22 protein-coding genes and 1 tRNA gene are annotated in these 22233 nt (G+C 68.6%); 5 read left to right on the top strand and 18 right to left on the bottom strand.

Going from position 1 to position 22233, the window contains the following annotated elements; genetic code table 11:
• Positions 1-91: 91 nt before the first annotated feature.
• The 17 genes from AC1VNH_RS01330 to rplU all read right to left on the bottom strand — a co-directional run bounded on the left by AC1VNH_RS01330 (position 92) and on the right by rplU (position 17222).
• Positions 92-1396, bottom strand: a complete 1305-nt coding sequence (locus AC1VNH_RS01330) for an ATP-binding protein (RefSeq protein ID WP_483109553.1) — start codon at positions 1394-1396, stop codon at positions 92-94.
• Complete coding sequence (locus tag AC1VNH_RS01325) at positions 1393-2115, bottom strand: LytR/AlgR family response regulator transcription factor (RefSeq protein WP_483109552.1); 723 nt, start codon at positions 2113-2115, stop codon at positions 1393-1395. The genes AC1VNH_RS01330 and AC1VNH_RS01325 overlap by 4 nt, the downstream gene beginning before the upstream one ends.
• Positions 2116-2140: 25 nt before the next feature.
• Positions 2141-3172, bottom strand: a complete 1032-nt coding sequence (locus tag AC1VNH_RS01320) for a glycosyltransferase family 2 protein (protein ID WP_483109551.1) — start codon at positions 3170-3172, stop codon at positions 2141-2143.
• Positions 3173-3313: 141 nt separating this feature from the next.
• The gene (locus AC1VNH_RS01315) at positions 3314-4354 is read right to left on the bottom strand and encodes a glycosyltransferase family 2 protein (protein WP_483109550.1); all 1041 of its coding nucleotides are present in this window, start codon (positions 4352-4354) and stop codon (positions 3314-3316) included.
• The gene (locus AC1VNH_RS01310) at positions 4351-4986 is read right to left on the bottom strand and encodes a hypothetical protein (protein WP_243228018.1); all 636 of its coding nucleotides are present in this window, start codon (positions 4984-4986) and stop codon (positions 4351-4353) included. The genes AC1VNH_RS01315 and AC1VNH_RS01310 overlap by 4 nt, the downstream gene beginning before the upstream one ends.
• Entirely contained in the window at positions 4983-7397 is a 2415-nt protein-coding gene (locus tag AC1VNH_RS01305; RefSeq protein ID WP_483109549.1) for a glycoside hydrolase family 3 C-terminal domain-containing protein, read from the bottom strand. The genes AC1VNH_RS01310 and AC1VNH_RS01305 overlap by 4 nt, the downstream gene beginning before the upstream one ends.
• Before the next feature lie 97 nt (positions 7398-7494).
• Positions 7495-10374 carry a glycoside hydrolase family 3 protein gene (locus AC1VNH_RS01300; RefSeq protein ID WP_483109548.1) on the bottom strand — a complete coding sequence of 960 codons (2880 nt, stop codon included), beginning with the start codon at positions 10372-10374 and terminating at the stop codon, positions 7495-7497.
• A gap of 251 nt (positions 10375-10625) precedes the next feature.
• A tRNA-Ala gene (locus AC1VNH_RS01295) sits at positions 10626-10698 on the bottom strand.
• A gap of 67 nt (positions 10699-10765) precedes the next feature.
• The gene (gene rsfS, locus AC1VNH_RS01290) at positions 10766-11143 is read right to left on the bottom strand and encodes a ribosome silencing factor (RefSeq protein ID WP_344227874.1); all 378 of its coding nucleotides are present in this window, start codon (positions 11141-11143) and stop codon (positions 10766-10768) included.
• The gene (locus AC1VNH_RS01285; RefSeq protein WP_483109547.1) at positions 11140-12096 is read right to left on the bottom strand and encodes a hypothetical protein; all 957 of its coding nucleotides are present in this window, start codon (positions 12094-12096) and stop codon (positions 11140-11142) included. Before AC1VNH_RS01285 ends, rsfS begins: the two co-directional genes overlap by 4 nt.
• A complete protein-coding gene (nadD, locus tag AC1VNH_RS01280; protein ID WP_234073027.1) occupies positions 12093-12689 on the bottom strand; it encodes a nicotinate-nucleotide adenylyltransferase in 597 nt (198 codons plus the stop codon). The genes AC1VNH_RS01285 and nadD overlap by 4 nt, the downstream gene beginning before the upstream one ends.
• An 11-nt stretch (positions 12690-12700) precedes the next feature.
• A complete protein-coding gene (locus AC1VNH_RS01275; RefSeq protein ID WP_243228023.1) occupies positions 12701-12925 on the bottom strand; it encodes a hypothetical protein in 225 nt (74 codons plus the stop codon).
• A gap of 50 nt (positions 12926-12975) precedes the next feature.
• Complete coding sequence (locus tag AC1VNH_RS01270; RefSeq protein WP_483109546.1) at positions 12976-14235, bottom strand: glutamate-5-semialdehyde dehydrogenase; 1260 nt, start codon at positions 14233-14235, stop codon at positions 12976-12978.
• A 9-nt stretch (positions 14236-14244) separates the two neighbouring features.
• Entirely contained in the window at positions 14245-15072 is an 828-nt protein-coding gene (gene proB, locus AC1VNH_RS01265) for a glutamate 5-kinase (protein WP_483109545.1), read from the bottom strand.
• Positions 15069-16559 (bottom strand): GTPase ObgE, encoded by a 1491-nt coding sequence (obgE, locus tag AC1VNH_RS01260; RefSeq protein ID WP_483109544.1) that lies wholly within the window; start codon positions 16557-16559, stop codon positions 15069-15071. The genes proB and obgE overlap by 4 nt, the downstream gene beginning before the upstream one ends.
• Positions 16560-16635: 76 nt before the next feature.
• Positions 16636-16893: a 50S ribosomal protein L27 gene (gene rpmA / locus AC1VNH_RS01255; protein WP_137416800.1), complete on the bottom strand. Its 258-nt coding sequence runs from the start codon at positions 16891-16893 to the stop codon at positions 16636-16638.
• 20 nt (positions 16894-16913) lie between these two features.
• On the bottom strand, positions 16914-17222 hold the full coding sequence (gene rplU / locus AC1VNH_RS01250; RefSeq protein ID WP_137416799.1) for a 50S ribosomal protein L21: 309 nt from the start codon (positions 17220-17222) through the stop codon (positions 16914-16916).
• Positions 17223-17453: 231 nt separating this feature from the next.
• Between rplU and AC1VNH_RS01245 the strand changes: the two genes are divergently transcribed.
• Positions 17454-17726 carry a DUF4031 domain-containing protein gene (locus AC1VNH_RS01245; RefSeq protein WP_483109543.1) on the top strand — a complete coding sequence of 91 codons (273 nt, stop codon included), beginning with the start codon at positions 17454-17456 and terminating at the stop codon, positions 17724-17726.
• 8 nt (positions 17727-17734) lie between these two features.
• Here the strand turns inward: AC1VNH_RS01245 and AC1VNH_RS01240 are convergent, their stop codons facing one another.
• A complete protein-coding gene (locus tag AC1VNH_RS01240) occupies positions 17735-20029 on the bottom strand; it encodes an Rne/Rng family ribonuclease (protein WP_483112670.1) in 2295 nt (764 codons plus the stop codon).
• Between the two features lie 436 nt (positions 20030-20465).
• Between AC1VNH_RS01240 and AC1VNH_RS01235 the strand changes: the two genes are divergently transcribed.
• The 4 genes from AC1VNH_RS01235 (at position 20466) to AC1VNH_RS01220 (ending at position 22169) form a co-directional block, all read left to right on the top strand.
• On the top strand, positions 20466-21068 hold the full coding sequence (locus AC1VNH_RS01235; protein WP_483109542.1) for a vitamin K epoxide reductase family protein: 603 nt from the start codon (positions 20466-20468) through the stop codon (positions 21066-21068).
• 78 nt (positions 21069-21146) lie between these two features.
• Positions 21147-21545, top strand: a complete 399-nt coding sequence (locus tag AC1VNH_RS01230) for a YbaB/EbfC family nucleoid-associated protein (protein WP_483109541.1) — start codon at positions 21147-21149, stop codon at positions 21543-21545.
• A 4-nt stretch (positions 21546-21549) separates the two neighbouring features.
• On the top strand, positions 21550-21849 hold the full coding sequence (locus AC1VNH_RS01225) for a WXG100 family type VII secretion target (RefSeq protein ID WP_483109540.1): 300 nt from the start codon (positions 21550-21552) through the stop codon (positions 21847-21849).
• The gene (locus AC1VNH_RS01220; RefSeq protein ID WP_307318567.1) at positions 21846-22169 is read left to right on the top strand and encodes a hypothetical protein; all 324 of its coding nucleotides are present in this window, start codon (positions 21846-21848) and stop codon (positions 22167-22169) included. Before AC1VNH_RS01225 ends, AC1VNH_RS01220 begins: the two co-directional genes overlap by 4 nt.
• Positions 22170-22233 lie beyond the last annotated feature (64 nt).

The following is a 22233-nucleotide window of genomic DNA, read 5'->3' as shown; positions in this document are numbered from 1 at the left end:
GACTCTGTATCGCGTCGAGCTCCTCGCGCGTACGGACATCATCGATCCGCTGATCGGGGCGTACAAAAGGCACCTTGAAGTGCCTGCGGACTCAGCCGGCGGCGACGTCGCGGGGAAGCAGCACACGGAGCGAGAACCACTCGGTGCCGCCGTCGACCGACACCGACCCGCCGTAGGTCTCCGCCGCCACCTCGATATTGCGCAACCCGTATCCGTGCCCGTCGCCGAGTTTGCGGGTGATGATGCGACCGTCGCGCCGACGCAGATGCCCGTCGAAGGTGTTCTCCACCCGGAGCATCACGAAGTCGTCGTGCGCGAAGAGCGAGAACTTCACCATCCGCTGCGACTCCGGAAGCCGCGCCGTCGCCTCGAACGCGTTGTCGAGCGCATTGCCCGCGATCGCCGTGATGTCCAGGGGCCGCAGGCCAGCCAGCAACCGCCCGTCGGCGACGGTCGCGACGTGGATGCTCTGCTCGCGGGCGTACATGAGCTTGGCCGTCAGGACGGCGTCGAGCACGTCGTTGCCGGTGCGCACCTGCGTCGCGTAGTCGCGGATCGACGTCTCGAGGTCGTCGAGGATGCGCAGGCGGGACTGCGGGTCCTGCTCGGCGCGGATCGCGTCCAGGTGGTGCTTCATGTCGTGGTACTTGCGATTGACCTCGTCGATCGTGCGCCGGGACATCTCGTACTGCTGGTGCTGGCTGGTCAGCAGCCTCGCCATGGCGTCGGCTTCACGGCGAGCCTGGAAGCCGCGGCGCACCTCGTGCTGCACGTAAAGGGCGATGTATCCGCAGAGATCGACGAGCGTCCTGATGTACAGGATCTCGTGCCCGATGCGGCCGCTGAACGGTGTGGCGGTCGTCACGAAGCTGAGGTTGGAGATGATGAACGTGGCGGTCGCGATCGAGAACGCCGCGACGAGATCGGCGTAGCCCACCTCGAAGGCCTCTCCTCGCACCAGATGGCGCCGCTCGGCGAGCCAGGCGAGCCCCAGCATCCCGCCGTAGATCACGACCGTCATCGCCGTCTTCACCCCGGCCGGTACCTCGAGGTAGAAGCGGTCGAGCTGCCAGTTGATGGATGCGGTGAGCTCCGCGAGCACGAACGCGCGTGCCGTGAGGTAGCCCGCCGTCACCGGGGAGACGCGCAGCGTCGCGTACAGCATCGCGAACATCACCAGGACGGCGGCCAGCATCCCCGGGATCCACAACGCGAGCGAGAGGCGCCCGGCCGCCTCCTGAACGGCGAGCAACGCGAGCAACCCCGCAGCCGATGCGGCGGCCGAGACCCACCAGCTCGACCGTCGCGCGACGATCAGCACGAAGACGAAGCAGGCACCCCATTCCGCGATGGCGGTGAAGCTGCGGGGGATGTCGGCGACGTACAGCTCGTTCATGCCGTGATCCCGCGTGTGCCGATGTACGCGGCCAGGGCGGCGAGGAAGTCCTTCTTACGGGGCCGGCTGATCTGCAGCCGCACGCCGCCGCGGATACGGCAGTCGTTGCCCTCCACGCCGGTCACATGGCGGAGGTTCACGAGGTAGCCGCTGTTGCAACGGAAGAAGTCCTCGCCCTCCAGCTCCCCCTCCATCGCCTTCAAGGACGTCGCCACCGTGTAGTCGCTGTCGAGCGTGTGGATCAGGACGTTGTGCTTGGCGCTTTCGAGGTAGAGGACGTCGGCGATGTCGAGGCGATGCCGATCGCCGTCGGCCGCGGTGAAGAGCATGTGGCGGCGTTCGCGTCGGCGCAGACGCACGAGACAGCGTCCGAGCTCCTGTGCGAACACCGGGTAGGAGACGGGCTTGAGCAGGTAGCTCAGCGCATCGACCTCGTAACCGCTCACCGCGTACTGCGGCGACGCGGTCACGAAGACGATGAGCACTTCGCTGTCGACCTCTCGGATGCGTCGCGCGGCTGTCATACCGTCCACCCGCGCCATCTGGATGTCCAGCAGCAGGATGTCCCAATCGGGGCGGTAGTCCTCGATGATGTCGCGTCCGTCGCGGAACGCCCCGATGTGGAAGCGTTCGCCGTGCTCACGCTGGAACCGGTCCAGGTGCGACAGCAGGCGGTCGATGCTGGCCGGATCGTCTTCGACGACGCCGATGCGGATCATGCTCTGTCTCCTTCCTGGTCTGTTCTCAACTGAAGCCGACGTAGCGACGGGCGAGGTGATAGGCGGCCCGGGTGACGCGCCGCCCCGCGTAGCCCGGCAGGTTGCTTCCTGCGCCGACAAGGCTCCGCCTGAGACGCCCGTGGACGCGGGGGCTGTCGCGCTTGACCTCCCGCCAGAAGGCCCGGCGCACCGCCAGGTGCTGGGCGGTGCCGCCCAGCGCGAGCGTCGCGCTCACGGTGGCGCAGAGCGCACGGATGTAGTGCAGCTGCGCGTCGTAGAGCCGCGAGGGAACACGGCCGGCGCGCACCTCCTCGATGCTCGGCAGAGTCTCCAGCGCGAGCCGGTTCACGCGCAGCTGCTGATCGACGCGGGCCAGCATGACCTCCGGCGCGACCGACTGGCCCTCCCGACCGATGTAGTAGTGGTAGAGCGGAACGGGCAGGTAGTACATTCGGCGCACGCACGCGAGCGGGCGCAGGACGTACAGACTGTCGACGTAGAACGTGTGGCGCGGCAGATCCAGACCCACCTCGCGCAGCAGCGCCGTGCGGTAGATGACCGCGTGCATCATGAGGTACTGCCGGCGCCCGAAGCGCTGCGTCTGCTCCCACCCGAAGACACGATCGGCCGGGAAGACCGTGTCGAAACGCGTCGCGCGTGCCGGCTTGCCCACACGGTCGTGCACGAAGTCCGTGAACACCGCGTCGACTCCCCCGGCCTCCTCCAGCCGTTCGAGGGTCTCGAGCACCCGCGCAAGGGCCGGAGACGACAGCCAATCGTCGGCGTCGAGCACCTTGAGGTAGCTGCCGCGAGCGTGCGCGATACCGGCGTCGATCGCGGCTCCGTGGCCACCATTCGTCTGGTGCACGACGCGGATGCGGTCGGGGTAGGTATGCGCATACGACTCTGCGAGCATGCCGGTCGCGTCGGTCGAGCCGTCATCGACGACGACGACCTCGACACGGGCGTCGGCGGCGCAGAGGGCGGCGAGGGCTCGGCCGAGGAACTCTGCACAGTTGTAGGCGGGCACGGCCACCGTCAGCAGGGGCGATGACACCTGAGCACCCTCCGTCCGGCGCCGCGCGCAGAGACAGGAAGCCTCGCGTACGGCGATGATGACGAGCCGGCCGCGGGTTCGGCCGGTCTCCCCATCGATCGTAGACGGGACGTCGTTCACGTGAGGAAGCCGGGGCTCGTCTCAGCTGAACCCGACGACGCGACGAGCCCAGTCGTAGGCCAGGCTCGTCGCGCGGCGACCCGCCTGACCCGGGAGGTTGCTCACCGCCCCGAGGAGGCTGCGACGCATGCGCGTATACAGCCAGGGGTTCTCCGCACGCACTTCTCGCCAGAACCGGTCGCGCTCGACGAGGTGACCCGCGGTCCCGGCACGGGCCAACGTCGCGCTGGTGACAGCACACACCCCCTCCACATGGTGCAGCAGCGCACGGTACAGCTGCGCCGGTACCTCACCGCGGGTGCCCGCATGCGGAGAGGGAAGCGCGGCGAGAGCCAGTCGGTTCACCCTCAGCTGCTGCTCCACCCGTCGCACCATGACCTCCGGCGCCACGGACTGGCCAGGGCGGCCCACGTGATAGCGGTAGAGCGGGATGGGCAGGTACCGCATCCGACGCACCAGCGCCAACGGGGTCATCACGTAGAGGTTGTCGACGTAGAAGGTGTGCTCGGGCAGGAGCAGTCCGCTCGCGCGCACGAGCTCCGTGCGATACACGATCGCGTGCATCATGAGCACCTGACGGCGCCCGAATCGTTCCGTGTCGGCCCACTCGAACACGCCGTCCGAGGGGAACACCGAGTCGAAACGCGCCGGACGCGCCGACTTTCCGACGCGCTCGTGCACGAAGTCCGTGAACACCGCGTCGACGTCCACGGCCTGCAGCGCAACGAGCTCACGCACCAGACGGGCGAGCGAGGCGATGTCGAGCCAATCGTCCGCATCCAGGATCTTCACGAACGTGCCGCGGGCGGCGGCGAGTCCCGCGTTGATGGCGCCACCGTGCCCGCGGTTGCGCTGGTGGATCACCCGCCGGGAAGCGGGGCGCCGCGCGGCCCAGTCGTCCGCGAGCGCCCCGGTGGCATCCGTCGAGCCATCATCGACGACGATCACCTCGACACCGGCGACCGCGTCTAGTTCCGATAGCGCACGTCCGAGGTACTCGTCGGCGTTGAACGCCGGCACGACGATCGACAGAGCCGGTGCGCCGGGCGTGCGGTTCGTCATCGCTCGACCTTGTCGCCCGGCTCCGCCACCACCTCGACCTCGGTCGGCACTTGACGGAAGATCACCTTGAAGATCGGGTAGAACACCCAGAAGGAGATCGCCGCGTTGATGATCATCGTCAGGACATCGGCCACGACGGATCCGCTCGAGCCCCATCCCAGCGTCACCATGAAGAAGTCGTAGATCGGCGCCTTGTAGAAGCCTTGAGCGGCGGCGGCGATGAAGGTGATCGCCACGTAGGCGACCGTGTACCAGCCGGCTGCGACCCACACCGAGGTGTTCGACTTGAACGTGATGTTGCGCTGCAGGAAGAAGTTGATGACCTGGGCGATGAGCAGCGTGATCTGCACGGCCAGGAAGTACGCCAGCCCGCCGCCGCCGGCGGGAAGCGCCCCGGCGGCGTAGTCGAACATGTAGTACTGGCTGCCGTCGACGTTCGAGCCGACGGGCAGCACCTGGAACCCGACGTCCGTGAGTCCCGTGAAGCTCGCGAAGCCCCAGCGGAAGATCGGCATGAGCGCCAGCTGCAGCACGGTGACGCCGTTGGACAGCAGCAGAAACATGATGAACTTCGACAGTTCCGGACGTGAGGTCTGGAAGCGACCCCACCACTTCGAGATGGCGGTGATCATCGTGTGCTCCTGTTCCCTGCAGCGGCGTCGAACGCCTTCTTCGTCGCCTTCTCATCGCGTCGGCCGCCGACGTAGGCGGCGATCACGCGTCCGAGGCCCCGCAGCGTCTGCCCGTTCACGAGCGTCAGCACGGCACCGGTGAGCCGGCGGGTGGCGAGCCCGCCGCTCATCTTCGAGATGACCCGGAACGGCCCGTTCAGCAGGAACAGCACGTTCAGGTCGGGAGTGCCCGCCGCATCCGCCTTGCGGCGCCTTGCGTCGAGGATGCGGAAGCCGAGCCGCCCGAGCGGACTGCGCGCCTCGGCGAGCCGATCCATCGGGTCGTTCTCACCGAGCGGCCCTGCGGGCCAGCGCGGATCGGGCACCTTGCGGCCGAGGAGTGTCGCGAACTCGGCATCGGTCGGCGAAGCGCCCGTCCGCGCGGTCGGCGCCGGTGCGACGCCGTCGCGTTCTACGGTCGTCGACAGCTCGAGCGCTTCCACGTGTGCGCCGACGAAGATCTCGTAGGCGCCCCGCTCGACGACCCAGGCATTCGCGGCGGCGTCGAAGACCCGGAAGGTGCGCTCACCGAACGGCAGCGAGACGCGGCGCGATTCGCCCGCGTCGAGGCGCACCTTCGCGTACCCCTTCAACTCGCGACGCGGACGTGCCAGCGCACTCTCACCGGCTCGTCCGACGTACATCTGGACCACGTCGCTCCCGGCCCGAGAGCCGGTGTTCGTGACCGTGACGTGAGCGCCGTCGGCATCCACGTCGAGATCCGAGTAGGCGAATCGCGTGTAGCTCAGGCCGTAGCCGAACGGGAAGGCGACGGGGACACCGGCCGTGTCGTAGTGCCGATAGCCGACGAACGGCCCCTCGCGGTACTCGGCGGTGCGGGCGGCGCTCGGGAAGGTCTCCGCAGTGGGAGTGTCGGCGAGAGTGCGCGGCATCGTCTCGGCCAGTCGTCCGCCCGGGTCGACCGTGCCGGTGAGCACATCCACGATGGCCTCGGCGCCGGCCTGGCCGCCGAGGTAGGCGTGCAGCAGCGCAGCCGCATCCGTGGCCCACGGCGTCGACACCACGCCTCCGGCGCTGATCAGCACGATGGTGCGGGGGTTCACGCGGTGCACATCACGGAGCAGCCGCACCTGCTCTTCAGGCAGGTCGAGGGTCGCGCGGTCCATGCCCTCCGACTCGGCGATCTCGGGAAGCCCGAGACTCAGCACCACGACGTCGGCGCGTTCCGCGAGCGTCAGAGCCTCGGCGCGCAGCACCTCGTCCGCACGGCCGTCGCGGCGGAATCCCTCCGCGACGCCCACGACGTCGAGGGTGGAGTTCGGCAGCACGTCGGCGAGGGTCGGAAGGGTCGTGGGGTTCACGAGCGAGGATCCGGCGCCCTGGTAGCGGGGCGCGGTGGCGAAGGCGCCGATCAGTGCGACCCGGGTCCCCGCCGCGAGCGGCAGCAGGTCGCCCTCGTTGCGCAGCAGCACGGCCGACTCGGCAGCGGCGCGGCGGGCGAGCGCGTGATGCGCGGGAAGGTCGACGATCGCGGCGGCGCGCTCGGTCACGCGGCGCACCAGATCGATGAGCTCGGTGACGCGGGCGTCCAGATCTGCGATGGCGAGCCGGCCGGACTCGACGGCGGCGACGATCTCGCGGGCCGAGTCGAAGCCGGGCGAGGGCATCTCGAGCGCGGCACCGGCGGCCACGGCGGCGACGGCGTCGTTGGACCCGCCCCAGTCGGAGATCACTGCGCCGTCGAAGCCCCACTCGTCGCGCAGGATCTCGGTCAGCAGGTGGGCGTTCTCGTGGGCGTAGACGCCGTTGACGAGGTTGTACGAGGACATGATCGCCCAGGGTGCGGCCTCGCGGACGACGATCTCGAAAGCGGTGAGGTAGATCTCGCGCAGCGTGCGCTCGTCGACGACCGAGTCGCTGACCATGCGACGCAGCTCCTGGCTGTTGACCGCGAAGTGCTTAGGAGTCGCTGCGACGCCTTCGGACTGGATGCCGCGGACGTAGGCGGCGGCCAGTCTGCCTGCGAGCTCCGGGTCCTCAGAGAAGTACTCGAAACTGCGGCCGCCGAGGGGGCTGCGCTTGATATTGAGGCCGGGTCCGAGCAGGACGCCCACGCCTTGCGAGGATGCCTCGCGGCCGAGCGCCGCACCGATCTGCTCGGCCAGCTCGTCGTCCCAGCTGCCGGCGATCGTGGCGGCGGTCGGGAAGCAGGTGGCGGGTTCTGAGCCGTTGATGCCGAGGTGGTCGGCCGATCCCACCTGCTTGCGCACACCGTGAGGACCGTCTGCCAGCCACACGGGCGGGAGCGCGATGCGTTCGATCGCTCGCGTCTGCCACGTGTTGGCGCCGCTGAGCAGGGCCGCTTTCTCGAGCAGCGAGAGACTCGCTACGAGCGAGGGGGTGTCTTTCACAATGGGTCTTTCTTGGTCGTTCGCATCGCGCGTCGAGCGCGGGAGGACAATCGCCGTTCGGGGCCGGGCGCGGCGGCCCGGCCCCGAACGTGCCGTGTCAGGACGAAGCGAGCTCGTCGTCGACCGTCACCGGGCGATTGCGGTGACGGCGGACGCGGACGATGATCCACACCACTCCCGCGGCCACCAGCAGTGCCAGCACGACGGTGCCGACCGTGATCCAGATCTCCCACGCTGCGGGCTGGTACGTCAGCGTCGCTCCCGGAGCCATCCCGTTCACCGCGTTGGAGTTCGCAACGGTGTACAGCAGGTTGTGGGCGGCGTAGCGGATGTTGGACTGTGCGAAGGCGCTCTCGGTGTCTTCGACCGTCTTCATCCCCGCGAAGGTCAGCATGTGGTCGGTGCCGCGAGCGGCCCACGCCTCATCGACATACATGTAGGGATAGAGGTTGAAGTCGGTGATCACGAAGCCCGTGAAGCCCCACTCGCCGCGCAGCACGTCGTGCATGAGCGCCGCGGAGCCACCGGCCCACGTGCCGCCGATGCGGTTGAACGAGCTCATCATGGCGGTGGCACCGATCTCGGCGGTCTGCTTCGTGCCGTCGGCGTCGTAGTACGACAGCTCGCCGCTGGCGTTCTTGACGATCATCTCGAAAGGCTTCAGATAGATCTCACGGATCGTCTGCTCGGTCGCCCACGTCGCGATGCCGTTGCCGTTGACGCGGTTCGTCTCCTGGTCGTTCATCGCGAAGTGCTTCGTGAACGAGTAGACGCCCTTCGTGAGCGCGCCGTCCACAGCAGCCGTGGCCAGAGCCCCGGACAGCACCGGGTCCTCGGAGTAGTACTCGAAGTTGCGGCCGGCGAACGGAGAGCGATGCAGGTTCGCGGCAGGTGCGTACCAGCCGTTGGCCCCCATCGTGAGCGCTTCGTTGCCGATCGCGAGACCCATCGCGTTGGCGAGTTCGACGTTCCACGTCTGTCCGAGCAGGTACTCGGACGGGAAGGCCGTTCCGGTCCACAGATCGGGGTTGATGAACGAGCTGAACCCGGCAGGACCGTCGAGGTCGTTGGTTCGGATCTTGCCGATGTCCGGGATACCGGCCGTGTTGTACGCACCCGAGGTGAGCATGTCGACGACCTCGTCCAGCGTGAGCTGGTCAAGCAGGGCGTCCCACTTCGGGTCGTCGTACGCGAGTCCGCGCATGTCGACGAGTGAGACGTTGCCGTCTGCACCCCAGACGGGCGTCTCGGAGTCCGTGTCTGCCGCAGCGGCCGCGGCGGCATCGTACGGAGCGAAGTCGGCGATCGTCGCCTCACTCGCCTCGAAGTCGGCTCCTTCAGGCGCCTTCGGGAACGTCCCGGCGAAGTCCGCACGGGACAGCGCAGTCACCTTGCCCTCGGAGAAGGCCGCGGTGACATCCTCGAAGTGGTTGGTCGCCGCCGTCTCGTCGCTCGCGCGCCCCTCGGTGTAGGTGACCTTCTCGTCGACCGTGTACGTGATCGGAGCAGTGCCCGCGGCGATCGTGTGCGAGTCGTTCTGGACCTTGATCTCGTAGACGCCGGCGTCGAGCACGTATGCCCCGTCGCCGGTGCTGTCGTAGGACGCCATCTCCTCGACGGGAATGGTGAGGGTCACCGTCTCCGACGCGCCGGGCTCGAGCAGGCTCGTCTTCGCGAACGCTCCGAGCACGACGGAGGACTTCTCGACCCCGCCCGGCGTGTAGGGCGCCGTGTAGTAGAGCTGCACGACATCCTTGCCTGCGACCGCGCCGGTGTTCGTGACGCTCACGTCGACGGAGATGTCGCCGTCCACATCGCCGAGGCGCTGTCCGGTGATCGCCTTGTCGAAGCTCGTGTAGCTGAGCCCGTAGCCGAACGGATAGACGACGGCCTGGTCGTATTCGATGAAGCCTTCGACAGCCGCGGTCTCGTAATAGCGGTAGCCGACGTAGATGCCCTCTTCGTAGTCGACGAAGTAGGCGTCGTCGACGTTCGTGTAGGCGAAGTCGCCGAAGTTGACGAAGGTCGGATCAGCGGTGAAGTCGCGCGAGAACACGTCGACCGTGCGCCCCGAGGGGTTGATGTCGCCGCTCAGGATCGGTCCCAGCGCGTTGAATCCGTTGACGCCGGGAGAGCCTGCCAGGATGATGCCGTCGATCCCCTCGTCGTCCTGGAGAGAACCGAGCTCCATGGACGTCGATGCGTTCACGACCACGATGACGTTCTCGAACTGGCTCTTGGCGAGTTCGAGCAGGTCCTTCTCATCGGCGTTGAGCTCGAGCTGGTGCTGACCGGGCTCTGCGCGCTCGTCCCACTTCTCCATGTTGGTGGCGAGATCTCCGCCTTCGCCGCCGGCACGGCCGATGACGACGATCGCGGCGTCCGGGAACTCCGCGAAGCTGTCGCGCGAGGCCTGCGAGTAGTCGGCGACCGGCATCTCACCGATGTTGTAGTTCGACTCCTCGGGCTTGTCCATGACGATGTTCGTCCGGCCGCCCTCCGCCGCCGGGTTCGCCTCGGCGAACGCCGCGAGCTGGTCGTAGACCGTCCCGTTGACGGTGAAGCCGCCGTTCTCGATGCCGGCCTTGATGTTCACAGCGGTGCGGGTGTCCGCCGTTCCGGAACCGGAGCCGCCGTAGACGGGGTCGGCCGCGCCGCGGCCCAGCAGCGTGACGGCGCCGGCCGCCAACGGCAGGGTCCCGTTGTTCTTGACGAGGGTCATGCCCTCGCCCGCGATCTCCTCCACGAGTTCGGACGACGCGCTCTTGGCCTCTTCGTTCGTCGCGTAGTCGGCCGTGTAGTACTCGGTGTCGAGCTTGTCGCCGTCCGCCGTGTTGCTGATCGCGTAGGTTCCCGCGCCCATGTACGACTCGATGGCTCCTCGATACATCCCGATCGCGATGTTCGCGCCGATGGCGATGATTGCCACCACGGCGACGATCGGGATCCAGATCGCGAGGAACCTCTTGTTCGACATCGGCTTCCGAGCCGTCGTTGAACTCACTGTGTTCTCCTCTGTGTGCAGACCTCCGTCATCGGAGGACGGCCCGGGCGTCAGCGCACCGGTGCCGAGTCCTATTTCACGCGCTCGGCACGGCCCGCATCGGGCTCACGCACAACCTGTCGCTTTCGGCGCACGAACTGTGCGTTCCCGGGCCGGGGGCCGTCGATCAGCGCCGGGAAACGAAGGAAGGCCCCCGCTTCGCGGAGGCCTTCGTTTCGTGAGGGTGGACCTGAGGGGACTCGAACCCCTGACCCCCTGCATGCCATGCAGGTGCGCTACCAGCTGCGCCACAGGCCCTCTGTCACCCGTCCGGGCAACTCATTCAGCTTACAACACGGATGAGTGGTGAGCGAAATCAGCCCGGTCACTCCGGGCGCGTCGGCACCGGCAGGTCGATGGGAACGATCGGGCAGTCCTTCCACAGGCGCTCGAGTCCATAGAAGACGCGCTCCTGCTCGTGGAAGACGTGCACGACGAGGTCGCCGAAATCCAGCAGGATCCAGCGCGACTCCTCGCGGCCCTCACGGCGCAGACGCTTGACGCCGTGCTCGAGCAGCTGCTCCTCGATCTCGTCGGCGATCGCGGCCACGTTGCGCTCGTTGCGCCCCGTCACGAGCAGGAAGATGTCGACGAGCGGCAACGGCTCGGAGACGTCGAGAGCCACGAGGTCCTCGCCGCCCTTCGCGTCGGCTGCGCGCGCGGCGATCTGCAGCACCTCGACGGATGCGTCGGTGAGGGTCATGAGAAGAGTCCTGTCGAAACGGCGAACACCAGCACACCGACCAGCGCGAGCGCAAGCGCACCGGCGGTGATGGCGAGCACGAGCATGAGTCGACTGCCCTTTTCGGGCGCCGGCGGACGGATGATCTCGTCCGCGCTCTTGATGGTGCTGATCGCGGCGCTGGCCGCGATGGGGGTGGGAGAGGATGCGGGCGGCAGCTCACCGTCCACGAGAACCGCGTCGGCTTCCTTGCCGTCGGTGGTGCCGGGCGCGTGGCCACGCGAGCCGAGGCCCTCGGGGAGCGCGAACGTGCCGGTGATGAGCACCTCGCCGGTCGCCGCGATGGGAGACGTGAACGCGTCCGCCGACGGCGTCTGCGAGAGGATCAGAGCGTTCGGCGTGGCGATGCTGCCTGTCGAGCTCTCCCGCGTCAGCAGGTGGTCGAAGGACGGCGGGAGCGCGACCTCCGGGACTCCGCTCTCGAGCAGTGCGGAGCCGAGTTGCGGAGACACCACGGGGGCGGGCTGGTCGGCCAGAGCCGCCTCGGCCGCGGCCAGCGGCGTCTCATCCGCCGGTCGCTCATCGGCGTCGGGGGTGAACAGCGCCGTCATCCCGCCGGTGTCCGGAGCCGATGAGTCCTCGTCGGAGGGCTTCACCGTCGACGCCTGCGCATCGGCGGCGCTGTCCGGCGTGATCACCGGCACCGACGCGGTGCGGATGCGTTCCTGCTCGCGCGCCTGGCGCCGGGTCAGCGGAGAGACACCCAGGTCGACGCTGGCATCCGCTCGCGGCGCGGGCGGGACGACGGCGGGCGCGGCGGCGCGCGGAAGCGGGGCGACCGGCTCGGGCTTCGGCTCGGGCGCGCTGGCGGGAGCGTCCTGCGGGGTCTGGATCGGGGTCGATCCGGTGTTGCGCAGGTCGCGCATCTGGCGCCGGGTCAGCGGCGGAGTGCTGGGCTGGTCAGGGTTGCTCATGCCTTACTCCGGTAGAGGTGGTGCTTCGCAATGTACTGGACGACTCCATCCGGAACGAGGTACCACACCGGTTGACCGTTGTGCACGCGGTTCCGACAGTCCGTCGAAGAGATGGCCAGGGCAGGGATCTCGAGCAGACTCACGTTCTTGCTCGGTAGTCCGGCCGCCGATAGCGGGTGCCCGGGCCGGGAGACCGCCACGAAATGGGCGAGGTCCCACAGTTCATCATGGTCCCTCCAGCTGAGAATCTGCGCCACGGCATCGGCTCCCGTGATGAAGAAGAGCTCGGCATCCGGACGCTGGGCTTGGAGATCGCGGAGGGTGTCGATCGTATACGTCGGCCCGGAGCGGTCGATGTCCACCCTGCTCACGCTGAAGTCGGGGTTCGAGGCGGTGGCGATCACCGTCATCAGGTAGCGATGCTCGCTCTCGGTGACCTGAGACTTCTGCCACGGCTCGCCTGTGGGCACGAAGATGACCTCGTCGAGGTCGAAGGATGCGGCGACTTCGCTCGCCGCGACGAGGTGTCCGTGATGAACCGGGTCGAAGGTGCCGCCCATCACCCCGATGCGCGGCGCTCGACCTGCGCTCATCTGCCCGAGAGTCAGTGGCCGTGTCCGCGCGGCTCGAGATCGGCCGCGTGCTTCTTGGCGTACGCCTCCGCCTTGTGCGCGTGACGGTTGGCGACGTTGCGGTACGAGAGGGTCACGAGCGCGAGGGCGGTGAAGACGATGAGCGCGATGATCCCGTATCCGACGGTCTCCGCGGCGACGTTACCGTGGTGCTCGGCCTCCTCGGCGACAAGGGTGAGGAAGGGGGCGAGGCTCATCGGTTCTCCGATCGATCGGTGGGGCGCACGGGCACTCCCAGCTTAGTCTGTCAGCCGCGTACCTGCCCGGAGCCACGGACGACCCACTTGGAGCTCGTGAGCTCACGCAGGCCCATGGGACCTCGGGCATGCAGCTTCTGGGTGGAGATGCCCACCTCGGCGCCGAAACCGAACTCGCCGCCGTCGGTGAAGCGTGTGGAGGCGTTCGCCATGACGACCGCGGAATCGACCTCGGCCAGGAAGCGCTCGGCGCTGCCCTCGTCGTCGGTGATGATCGACTCGGTGTGGTGCGTCGAGTAGCGCCGGATGTGATCGAGCGCCCCATCCAGATCGTCGACGACGCGCATCGCGATGTCGAGGCTCAGGTACTCCGTCTCCCAGTCCTGCTCGTCGGCGGGGACGATGCCGGACGCGAGCTGCGCCACCGTCTCGTCGCCGTGCACCGTCACACCCGCCTCCTGCAGGGCGGCCACCACGGGACCGACCACACGCGGCGCGGCCGCGCGATGCACGAGGACCGTCTCGGCCGCGTTGCAGACGCTGGGACGCTGCGCCTTCGCGTTCACCACGATCGCTTCGGCACGTTCGAGCGGTGCGCTCTCGTCGAGGTAGACGTGTACGACGCCCGCGCCGGTCTCGATCACCGGAACGGTGGATTCGGTCACCACGGTCTCGATCAGCTGCGCGCTGCCCCGGGGAACGAGCACGTCGACGATTCCGCGGGCGTGCATGAGTTCGCCGGCGCCCGACCGACCGAAGGCGTCGAGCGTCTGAATGGCCTCGGGGTCGACGCCCTCCTCCGCCAGCGCGGCGCGCATGGCGCCAACGAGAGCCGCATTGCTGAGCTCAGCGGCGGTCCCGCCGCGCAGCACGACGGCGTTGCCGGAGCGCAGGGCGAGCGCCGCGATGTCGACCGTCACGTTGGGGCGCGCCTCGTAGATCGAGCCGACCACGCCGAAGGGCACGGAGATCTTCTGGAGGTGCAACCCGTTCTCGAGGGTCTTCTCCTCGAGCAGTCGCCCGACCGGGTCCGGCAGCAGGGCGACTTCCCGCACGGCCTCAGCAAGAGCGTGCACGCGCGCGGCGTCGAGAGCCAAGCGGTCCAGCAGCGCGGCGGAGAGGCCCTGCTCGCGCCCGCGATCCAGGTCCTTGCCGTTGGCGGCGACGATCTCGTCCGTCGCATTCTCCAGCGCGTTGGCGATGCGATCGAGCAGCCTGCTCTTCTGAGGGTCCGAGAGCCGTGCGATCTCGCGCGAGGCGGTCTTGGCGAGCAGCATCCGCTCGCCTGCGGTGACGGTCGTCAGACTCATCCGCTCAGTTTAGCGACGCGTCAGGACCGGTCCGGTCAACGGATGCTCGACGGGATGCGGGTTGGGTGCGAACCAGGTGCCGACCTCACCGCCGCCGAGGGCGGAGTCGACCAGGTCGATGCTCGTCACCAGCACGGCGACACCGGCTGCCGCGGCGAGCCGTGCCGCCGAGACCTTCGTCGCCGCTCCCCCGGTGCCGACGCTGTTGACGACGACGGAGCCGAACTCGTAACCCGAAAGATCGTCTCCGTAGGGCACCTCGGCGATCGGTCGCGCCCCGGGCTCGTCCGGCGGCCGTGTGTAGAGGCAGGCGATGTCGCTGAGCAGCACGAGTGCGTCGGCGCTGATCAGCTGGGCGACGAGCGCCGCAAGCCGGTCGTTGTCGCCGAAGCGGATCTCGTGCGTGGCGACCGTGTCGTTCTCATTGACGATCGGCAGGATGCGCAGCCCGAGGAGACGCTCCATGGCCCGGCGGGCGTTCGAGCGGTGGGTCGGGTTCTCGAGATCGCCCGCGGTCAGCAGCACCTGTCCCGCGACCACCGCGAACGGGCGTAGCGCCTCCTGGTAGCGGTAGACGAGGATGTTCTGACCCACCGCTGCGGCCGCCTGCTGCGTCGCGAGGTCGGAGGGCCGAGCATCGAGCGCCAGGAAGGGCATACCGGTCGCGATCGCTCCCGACGACACCAGGACGACCTCGGTACCACGGCCGTGAGCGGCGGCGAGAGCCTCCACGAGGGGCTGGATGTTCGCCGCGTTGTCACCGCTGATCGAGGACGAGCCCACCTTGACGACGAGGCGCCTGGCCGCGGGCAGGTCGGCGCGTGAGCTCACGCTCACTCCTCGCCCTCGCGAATGCGCTCCGCCTCCAGCTCGGCGCGTGCGGCGGCCTTGGCGTCCATCCGCTCGTGATAGCGCTCGCGTCGCTGGTTGGTCGTTCGACGGCCGTCGAGGTTGAAGCGCGGGTCGGTGCCACGCGGCGCCGTCATGAGCTCCGCGGCGGAGGACAGCGACGGGTGCCAGTCGAACACGACGCTGTCGCCCTCGCCGATGACGACGGTCGCGCCCGGCGTCGCTCCGGCGCGGAACAGTTCGTCCTCGACGCCGAGCTTGTCGAGGCGGTCGGCGAGGAAGCCGACGGCCTCTTCGTTCTGGAAGTCGGTCTGCTGCACCCACCGCACCGGCTTCTCGCCGAGCACGCGGTAGACCGGACCGTACGTGCCGCCCTCCACTCGCACCGAGAACTCCTTCTCGGCACCCTTGGGTCGGATGATGATGCGTTCGGGCGCGGGCTCCGCGGCGACCTCGGCACGGTGCTTCTCGACGATCTCGCCGAGCGCGAAGGTGAGCTCTCGCAGACCCGCGCGGCTGACCGTCGAGATCTCGAACACGCGATAGCCGCGCGCCTCGAGATCGGGACGCACGAGGTCCGCGAGATCGCGCGCCTCGGGCACGTCGACCTTGTTCAGCGCGACGACCTGCGGGCGTTCCAGGAGCGGAACCTGCCCCTCCGGCACCTCGTAGGCGGCGAGCTCGGCGAGGATCACGTCGAGATCGGACAACGGATCGCGGCCGGGCTCGAGTGTGGCGCAGTCCAGCACGTGGACCAGCGCGGTGCACCGTTCGACGTGGCGCAGGAACTCCAGCCCGAGTCCGCGCCCGTCGCTGGCGCCCTCGATGAGCCCGGGCACATCGGCGACCGTGAAGCGCACGTCGCCGGCCTGTACGACACCGAGGTTCGGGTGCAGCGTGGTGAACGGGTAGTCGGCGATCTTGGGGCGCGCCGCCGAGACCGCGGCGATGAGGCTCGACTTGCCCGCGGAGGGGTAGCCCACCAGCGCGACGTCGGCGACCGTCTTCAGCTCGAGGCGGACATCGCCTTCCCAACCGGGGGTGCCCAGCAGCGCGAACCCGGGGGCCTTGCGCTTGGTCGTGGCAAGAGCCGCGTTGCCGAGTCCGCCACGTCCGCCGGGTGCGACGACGAAGCGGATGCCGGGCTCCACCATGTCGGCGAGCACCGTGCCGTCCTCGTCCTTCACGACCGTGCCGACCGGCACCGGCAGCTCGACGGGCTCACCCATCGCGCCGGAGCGGTTGTCGCCCATCCCGAAGCCGCCGTTCTCAGCGGTGCGGTGCGGCGAGTGGTGGTACGACAGGAGCGTGGTCACCTGGGGGTCGGCGACGAGGATGATGTCTCCCCCGTTGCCCCCGTTGCCGCCGTCGGGGCCTGCGAGCGGCTTGAACTTCTCACGGCGCACCGACACGCAGCCGTTGCCGCCTTTGCCCGCGCGCAGGTGAAGCGTCACTCGATCGACGAACGTGACCATGTGTGCGCCCTCCTGGATATGAAGCGAGGGGCGGGCCGAAGCCCGCCCCTCGCCGACGTCTGCGTGTGACGGCGGATTACTCCGCGGCGCCCACGATGTTGACGACCTTGCGGCCGCCCTTGGTGCCGAACTGCACGGCACCGGCCGACAGCGCGAACAGCGTGTCGTCGCCACCGCGGCCGACATTGGCGCCCGGGTGGAAGTGCGTGCCGCGCTGACGGACGATGATCTCGCCCGCGTTGACGACCTGGCCGCCGAAGCGCTTCACGCCGAGGCGCTGTGCGTTCGAGTCACGACCGTTACGAGTCGAGCTCGCGCCCTTTTTGTGTGCCATTTCTTCGCCTCTTCCTGGACTTACTTAATGCCGGTGACCTTGACGCGCGTGAGGTCCTGACGGTGCCCCTGGCGCTTCTTGTAACCGGTCTTGTTCTTGAACTTCTGGATCACGATCTTCGGGCCGCGCTCCTCACCGAGGACCTCGGCGGTGACCGTCACCTTGGCGAGCTTCGCCGCGTCGGTCGTGACCGCGTCGCCGTCGACGAGCAGGACGGCCGGCAGCTCGAGGGTCTCGCCGATCTTCGCCTGCTGGCGGTCGAGAACGACGATCGTGCCGACCTCGACCTTTTCCTGCCGGCCGCCGGCGCGCACAACTGCGTAAACCACTTCACACCTGTTTCGTCTTGGGAGCGCTCGGCTCCGATTGTCTGGAGGGACTCCGCCAGGGGCGGAGAAGTCCGGTGATGCATCGACTCGCACATCGTCAAGCCGGGTGCCCAGCGATAGGGCGACGCACCAAAGGAAGAGTTTACCCGATCGAGGGCCGAGGTGGCAAAAGGAGCCGGAGCGCGTGTCGCGCGCGCCCGGACGCCCTCGGCAGCGCCCTACGATCGTCGGATGGCGATCCTCATCGACGACCCGCGCTGGCCCGCCCACGGCCGTCTGTGGTCGCACCTCATCAGCGACAGCGACCTCGATGAACTCCACGCCTTCGCCGCCGCCAACGGAATCCCCCGGCGTGGCTTCGATCTCGATCATTACGACGTCCCCGATGAGGCGCACGAGCGCCTCGTGTCCGCCGGCGCGCACGCGGTCGACGGTCACACGCTCGTTCGAGCCTTGATCGGCTCAGGGCTGCGCGTCACCGCCCGCGAACGCCGCGGACGGTGACGCCGGGGTCACTCGCCGTCGGGAACGTGGACGACCGGAGTGCCGGTGAGCGCGGCGGTCGTCACGCGGCGACGCCCGCGCCCCTGTCCCGGAGCCTTCGGCTCGGGTAGCGCGTCCAGGACGGAGTCCAGCAGCAGCTCCTTCTCCGACTTGGGCTTGGCGTCGTGGCGCGGCTTCTTGCGCTTTGCGCGAGGACGCTCCTCCACCTGCTCGACGACCTCGACCGATGCGACCGAGACCTCGACGTCGGAGACCATCGCCTCCTCGGAACCCGGGTGGATCGTGGATGCGGCGATCTGAGCCAGAGCCGACTTCACCCCTGCGGTGATGACGTGCGCCTGACCCGCCGGGGCCGGCGGCGGCGTGTTCTGCCGCGAGCGACGGCCGTTGCCGTTGGTGTTGCCGCCGTTGCTGTTGCCGTTGCCGTTGCCGGCACCTCCGCGGTGCTTCACGACCGGGTCGTGGTGCACGATGACCCCACGCCCGGCGCAGACCTCGCAGGCCTCGCTGAAGGTCTCGAGCAGGCCGAGACCCAGCTTCTTGCGGGTCATCTGCACGAGACCGAGCGAGGTGACCTCGGCGACCTGGTGCTTCGTGCGGTCGCGGCTCAGGCATTCGATGAGCCGGCGCAGCACGAGGTCGCGGTTGGACTCGAGCACCATGTCGATGAAGTCGACGACGATGATGCCGCCGATGTCGCGCAGGCGCAGCTGCCGGACGATCTCCTCCGCGGCCTCGAGGTTGTTCTTGGTGACCGTCTCCTCGAGGTTTCCGCCGGATCCGACGAACTTCCCGGTGTTGACGTCGACAACCGTCATCGCCTCGGTGCGGTCGATGACGAGCGAACCGCCGGAGGGCAGCCAGACCTTCCGGTCGAGGGCCTTCTCGATCTGCTCGGTGACGCGGAAGTCGTCGAACGGGTCTCCCCCGCCCTCGTAACGCTCGACGCGCTCCAGCAGGTCGGGCGCCACGGCCTCGAGGTACCCCTCGATCGTGTGCTGCGCCTCCTCGCCCTGGATGAGCATCTTCGTGAAGTCCTCGTTGAACACGTCGCGCACGATCTTCACGAGCAGGTCCGGCTCGGAGTGCAGCAGGGCGGGCGCCTGGACGGACTCGTTCTGGCGGCTGATGTGCTCCCACTGCGCGGTGAGACGCTGCACGTCGCGCGTCAGCTGCTCCTCGGTCGCCCCCTCGGCCGCAGTGCGCACGATGACACCGGCGGACTCGGGGAGCACCTCCTTGAGGATGCGCTTGAGGCGTGCGCGCTCGGTGTCGGGGAGCTTGCGGGAGATGCCGTTCATCGCACCGCCGGGGACGTACACGAGGTACCGACCGGGCAGTGAGATCTGACTCGTCAGGCGCGCGCCCTTGTGCCCCACGGGGTCCTTGGTGACCTGCACCAGCACCTTGTCACCGCTCTTGAGCGCGAGCTCGATGCGTCGCGGCTGGTTGCCGGTCTCCACCGCATCCCAGTCGACCTCACCCGAATAGAGCACGGCGTTGCGGCCGCGGCCGATGTCGACGAAGGCCGCCTCCATGCTGGGCAGCACGTTCTGCACGCGACCGAGATAGACGTTGCCGATGAGAGAAGCGTCCTGATTGCGCGCCACGTAATGCTCGACGAGCACGTTGTCCTCGAGCACGGCGATCTGGATGCGGCCGTTCTTCGAGCGGACGACCATCACCCGGTCGACGGCCTCACGGCGCGCGAGGAACTCCGCCTCCGTCACGACAGGGCGGCGCCGTCCGGCGTCACGACCGTCGCGACGGCGCTGCTTCTTGGCCTCGAGTCGGGTCGAGCCCTTGATGCGCTGCGGCTCGGTGATGACCTCGACGGCCCGCTGACGCGGCGGGCGAGCGGGCTGTCCGCTGTCAGAGTCGTCGCGCTCCGAGCCGCGTCGCCGACCACGGCGGCGGCTCGACGACGACGGCGTGTCCTCATCCTCCGGCTCCGGGAGGGCCGGCAGGGGCACGACCTCGGGGGCGTAGAAGTGCAGCTGGGTGGACACGGCCGAGACGAAGACCTCGGGCAGCAGTCCCAGTGAGACCGCTGTGACGGGACCCGGCTTCTCCTCAGACGCCTCCGACGTCTCCTCGAGAACGGCGGCCGGCTCCTCGGTGGAGACAGCCTCCTCGGCGGATGCGGACGCCTCGGCAGCCGGTTCCTCCGCGGAATCGGCGACAGACTGAGCGTCCTCGGGCGCCAGGGGGCTTTCTTCGACCGACAGCGACTCATCTACGGGAGAGTCGGGCGTCTGGGAGGGCTCTGCGAGCGCGGGCTCCGCCGCGGCGTCACCCGCCATTGCACCCTCGGTCGCCTCTTCACCCTCGACGGAAGCAGCGGCTTCGCCGAGCAGGGACTCCTCGACCGCGGCAGCGGCCTCGTCCCCGGGGAACGTCAGCTGCGCTTCGCCCTGCTCGTTGCGATCATCGGACTGGTTTGCGTCATCGGCCTTCACCGGCGTACTCCTCACCGGGGCGACACCGCGCGTCGCCCGGCAAAATCTCGTGCGGCGCCGCACCAGCGGTGCCGTCGGCTCATTCGGTCTGCAGCCGGCACACGGCACGGGCTGCGCGGGCGGTCATTGCCCGAAGTCTGCGTCGATGCCCCGCGCAGCGCGGCCGCACAGGGCATCGACAGCCATTATCGCACTTCCGGCGCCGATCCGCGTCAGGCGCGAGGTCCGGCCCGTCGCGACCCTCAGCGCGCGCATGAGAAGGCGGTGTCATAATCCGAACATGTCCGACTCCCCGGCTCCCGCACGCCCGATCGCTCTGGCCGTCTGGCTCATGGTCGCCGGAGTCGTCGGCTGGATCGCGGCGTTCTCGCTCACGATCGAGCGCTTCCACCTTCTCGCCGACCCGAACGCCACCGCATCCTGCGATTTCAGCGTGCTCGTCCAGTGCACCGCCAACCTGCAGTCGTGGCAGGGCAGCGTGTTCGGATTCCCGAACCCGATCCTGGGCCTCACCGGCTGGGCCGCACCCGTCGTCGTCGGTGCGGCGCTCCTCGCGGGCGCTCGCTTCAATCGCTGGTTCTGGTTGACCTTCTGGGCGGGCATGGCCTTCGCCTTCGCCTTCGTGTGCTGGCTCATCGGGCAGAGCATCTTCGCGCTCGGCACCCTCTGCCCCTGGTGCATGGTCACGTGGTCGGTGACGATCCCCTCGTTCTTCGCCGTCACTCTGCACGTGCTGCGCAACGGTGCCGTGCCGGTCAGCGACCGGATCCGGCAGATCGCGGGCTCCCTCGCCGCCTGGGTACCGCTCATGGCGGTCGTCGCGTACGCGGTCATCGCGGTGCTGGCCGAGACGCGCCTCCACGTGCTCGCCACGCTTGTCTGATCGGGGCGCTGTCCACAAGGGTTCCCGACGAACTTCTCCCGCTCGCTATCGTGATGGCGAGTCAGGGGAGGGAACTCGATGTCACTGGAAGCAGACAGCCTGGCCGCGCTCGAAGCGGCACGGATGCGCGTCATCACACAGACCGAACGGGCGCGCACCGCGGCCCACGACGCGGCCCGTATGGCCGACGACGTCCGCGACGCGCGGGCCAGCATCAATTCGGTCGGCCGCGAGGTCACCGTCACAGCCCGCGCCGGCGGTGCGATCGAACAGATCGACATCGCGGCCGAAGCATTCGATCTGGATGCCAGAACGCTGTCGCGTCTCGTGACCGACACCGTTCGTGAGGCGCAGCGCGCCGCGGCGGAGGTCGCATTGAACCGCATGGCCGAGTCGCTCGGCGCCGACTCCCCCGTCGTCGCACAGACACGCGAGCAGGTGCAGGCCCAGTTCGGCGCCGGCACGGAACTGCGGTGACACGATGCTGGATCGACTGACCGTCACCCCTGTGCGCCTCGCAGACGCGGCCACCAACATCCGGACCGCGGCCCAGGCGATCGACGACATCCTCGAACGGCTCGATGAGGAGGCGAAGACGCTTCGCGCCGAATGGTCAGGCGAGGCGCAGATCGCATTCGACGCGTCGCGCCTGCGTTTCTCGGACGCGCTCGAAAGCCGAACCGAGGCGGTGCGCAAGATCTGCGCCGCACTCTCGGCCCTCGCAGACGGCTATTCGCAGATCGACCTCGAGAGCGCGCGGGCTCTGGGAGCGGCATCGTGAGCGGGGCGGCGAACCAGCGCATCGTCCTCGACGGCGAGATCCTCAAGTCGCAGGTGACCACCCTTCGCGAGGCATCGAGCACGTTCTCCACGGTGTCCGGCGCGGTCGACGCGCCGTTGTCCGGCGACGCATTCGGCCTGCTGAGTCAGGGCATCCTCGTGCCCGCCGTGCAAGCGCTCGCCGGCCGTTCCCGCGAGTTGCTGAACAGCGCTCGCGAACTCACCGACAAGATGGCCGACGGCGCTGAGACGGCACTCAAGGCCTTCTCGGCGCTCGAAGAGGACGCCGTCGACGCATTCAACAAGGGAGACGAGTCGTGAGCGGCGCCGCAGCGATCGCCGGAGAGATCCGCAGCGGCAGCTGGGCGGGCGGAGTTCCCGCATC

The organism is Microbacterium sp. KU4F (genome assembly GCF_056868075.1).
This window is presented reverse-complemented; position numbering and strand designations above follow the sequence as displayed.

Excerpts from the sequence above, each read along its gene's own strand:
- rsfS (WP_344227874.1), bottom strand. The coding sequence starts at position 11,143 with ATGACCCTCACCGACGCATCCGTCGAGGTGCTGCAGATCGCCGCGCGC.
- AC1VNH_RS01245 (WP_483109543.1), top strand. The coding sequence starts at position 17,454 with ATGGCGATCCTCATCGACGACCCGCGCTGGCCCGCCCACGGCCGTCTG.
- rpmA (WP_137416800.1), bottom strand. The coding sequence starts at position 16,893 with ATGGCACACAAAAAGGGCGCGAGCTCGACTCGTAACGGTCGTGACTCG.
- AC1VNH_RS01315 (WP_483109550.1), bottom strand. The coding sequence starts at position 4,354 with ATGACGAACCGCACGCCCGGCGCACCGGCTCTGTCGATCGTCGTGCCG.
- AC1VNH_RS01270 (WP_483109546.1), bottom strand. The coding sequence starts at position 14,235 with ATGAGTCTGACGACCGTCACCGCAGGCGAGCGGATGCTGCTCGCCAAG.
- AC1VNH_RS01310 (WP_243228018.1), bottom strand. The coding sequence starts at position 4,986 with ATGATCACCGCCATCTCGAAGTGGTGGGGTCGCTTCCAGACCTCACGT.
- AC1VNH_RS01230 (WP_483109541.1), top strand. The coding sequence starts at position 21,147 with ATGTCACTGGAAGCAGACAGCCTGGCCGCGCTCGAAGCGGCACGGATG.
- AC1VNH_RS01275 (WP_243228023.1), bottom strand. The coding sequence starts at position 12,925 with ATGAGCCTCGCCCCCTTCCTCACCCTTGTCGCCGAGGAGGCCGAGCAC.
- AC1VNH_RS01235 (WP_483109542.1), top strand. The coding sequence starts at position 20,466 with ATGTCCGACTCCCCGGCTCCCGCACGCCCGATCGCTCTGGCCGTCTGG.
- AC1VNH_RS01225 (WP_483109540.1), top strand. The coding sequence starts at position 21,550 with ATGCTGGATCGACTGACCGTCACCCCTGTGCGCCTCGCAGACGCGGCC.
- AC1VNH_RS01325 (WP_483109552.1), bottom strand. The coding sequence starts at position 2,115 with ATGATCCGCATCGGCGTCGTCGAAGACGATCCGGCCAGCATCGACCGC.
- AC1VNH_RS01240 (WP_483112670.1), bottom strand. The coding sequence starts at position 20,029 with ATGGCGGGTGACGCCGCGGCGGAGCCCGCGCTCGCAGAGCCCTCCCAG.
- AC1VNH_RS01300 (WP_483109548.1), bottom strand. The coding sequence starts at position 10,374 with ATGTCGAACAAGAGGTTCCTCGCGATCTGGATCCCGATCGTCGCCGTG.
- nadD (WP_234073027.1), bottom strand. The coding sequence starts at position 12,689 with ATGAGCGCAGGTCGAGCGCCGCGCATCGGGGTGATGGGCGGCACCTTC.
- AC1VNH_RS01330 (WP_483109553.1), bottom strand. The coding sequence starts at position 1,396 with ATGAACGAGCTGTACGTCGCCGACATCCCCCGCAGCTTCACCGCCATC.
- AC1VNH_RS01285 (WP_483109547.1), bottom strand. The coding sequence starts at position 12,096 with ATGAGCAACCCTGACCAGCCCAGCACTCCGCCGCTGACCCGGCGCCAG.
- obgE (WP_483109544.1), bottom strand. The coding sequence starts at position 16,559 with ATGGTCACGTTCGTCGATCGAGTGACGCTTCACCTGCGCGCGGGCAAA.